Origin of the sequence: Acinetobacter sp. A1 (assembly GCF_012371315.1) — a bacterium.
Lineage (GTDB): Bacteria > Pseudomonadota > Gammaproteobacteria > Pseudomonadales > Moraxellaceae > Acinetobacter.
This window is the reverse complement of sequence record NZ_JAAZQY010000074.1, coordinates 1-1390: the sequence shown is the minus strand read 5'-3', so window position 1 is coordinate 1390 and position 1390 is coordinate 1. Positions and strand designations below refer to the sequence as shown.

Genomic DNA, 1390 nt, shown 5'->3' with positions numbered 1-1390 from the left:
TAATGCCAGTCAGTTAAGCAAAAAAAGTTAAAATACTGTAAAAAGAGCGTATGTAAATACGCTCTTTTTTTATGAATTTATCTCAGAATTTAGATTTAACATTAAAACAAACCCTACCTTCACTTTCACAATTCAGTGAATTGATTGATTTAAACTGGATTGAAGATTGCTTAAACCAAACAGGTAAAGCATCAATTCGAAAAAGAAAACTGCCTGCTGAACATGTTGTTTGGCTGGTAATCGGACTTGCTCTATTTCGAAATCAACCGATTTGGTATGTGGTTCAACAATTGCAACTTGTTTTAGGTACGGCAGAATACTGTGTACCGAGTGCATCCGTACAAGCAAGACAGCGCTTAGGCTTAGAGCCCATGAGTGCTTTATTTTCGACATTAAGTCAGGCATGGTTTAAAGACTCACAACAACAATATAGCAACTTTCACGGTCTATGCGTTTGTGCTGTAGATGGTGTGGTTTGGTCTATGCCTCATACAGAAGAAAACTTTAAGCACTTTGGTTCATCCAAAGGCAAAACAGCAGCTGCCCCTTACCCACAAGTCAGAGCGACTTGCCTGGTGAATACCAATACACATGAAATGATTGATGCCCAAATTGGCAGTATGGATCAAGGTGAATTAACCTTAGCCAGTCAATTAAAAGCACCAGTTCGCAGTATTACCCTATTTGATCGTGCTTACTTCTCTGCTGATTTTTTAGTGAGTTGGCAATCTCAGGCAGAAGAGAGTCATTGGTTGATGCGAGCAAAGGACAACCTGCGTTATGAAGTGATTCATCATAATGCGGCCCATGACTTTCAGATCAAAATGCCTGTTTCAGCAAGAGCAAAAAAGATAAATCCGTCATTGGGTGACTATTGGGAAGCACGTTTAATTGAAGTTGAATATGCAGGAAAAATAAGACGTTACATTACATCATTAACAGATTCTAAAGTTTATCCATTCAAAGACCTTGCAATGCTTTATATCCAGCGTTGGGAAATAGAAATGTGTTATCGGGAAATTAAAAGTGATTTACAGGATGCAAGAATTTTAAGAAGCAAACAACCTGATTTGGTCTATCAAGAATTGTGGGGGGTATTTATTGCTTATAATATCTTAAGAAGACAGATGAGGTTTATCGCTGAACATGCAAAGGTGAGTCCTTTAAGGATCAGTTTCCATATTGCATCTATGAGTATTATCAATATCTTAAGGCACACACCTTTAGAATCAGCAGGAAATCTACCCAAACATTTAGCACAATTATTTGAACAATCTAAAATATTTGTATTACCTGAAAAAAGGCAAAGGCAATGTCCGCGAGTAGTGAAAATTAAAGCACAAAAATATCCAAGAAAATGCCAGTCAATTTCTTAACTGACTGGCATTAC

At 37.3% G+C, this 1390-nt stretch carries 1 protein-coding gene; it reads left to right on the top strand.

Going from position 1 to position 1390, the window contains the following annotated elements; genetic code table 11:
- Nucleotides 1–71 precede the first annotated feature (71 nt).
- Nucleotides 72–1376, top strand: coding sequence for an IS4 family transposase (locus tag HHA41_RS12940; protein ID WP_168418684.1), 1305 nt, complete (start codon nt 72–74; stop codon nt 1374–1376).
- The last annotated feature ends 14 nt before the right edge of the window (nt 1377–1390 follow it).

What these genes read in the sequence shown, in the direction of transcription:
- HHA41_RS12940 (WP_168418684.1), top strand. Translation starts at nt 72, where the DNA reads ATGAATTTATCTCAGAATTTAGATTTAACATTAAAACAAACCCTACCT.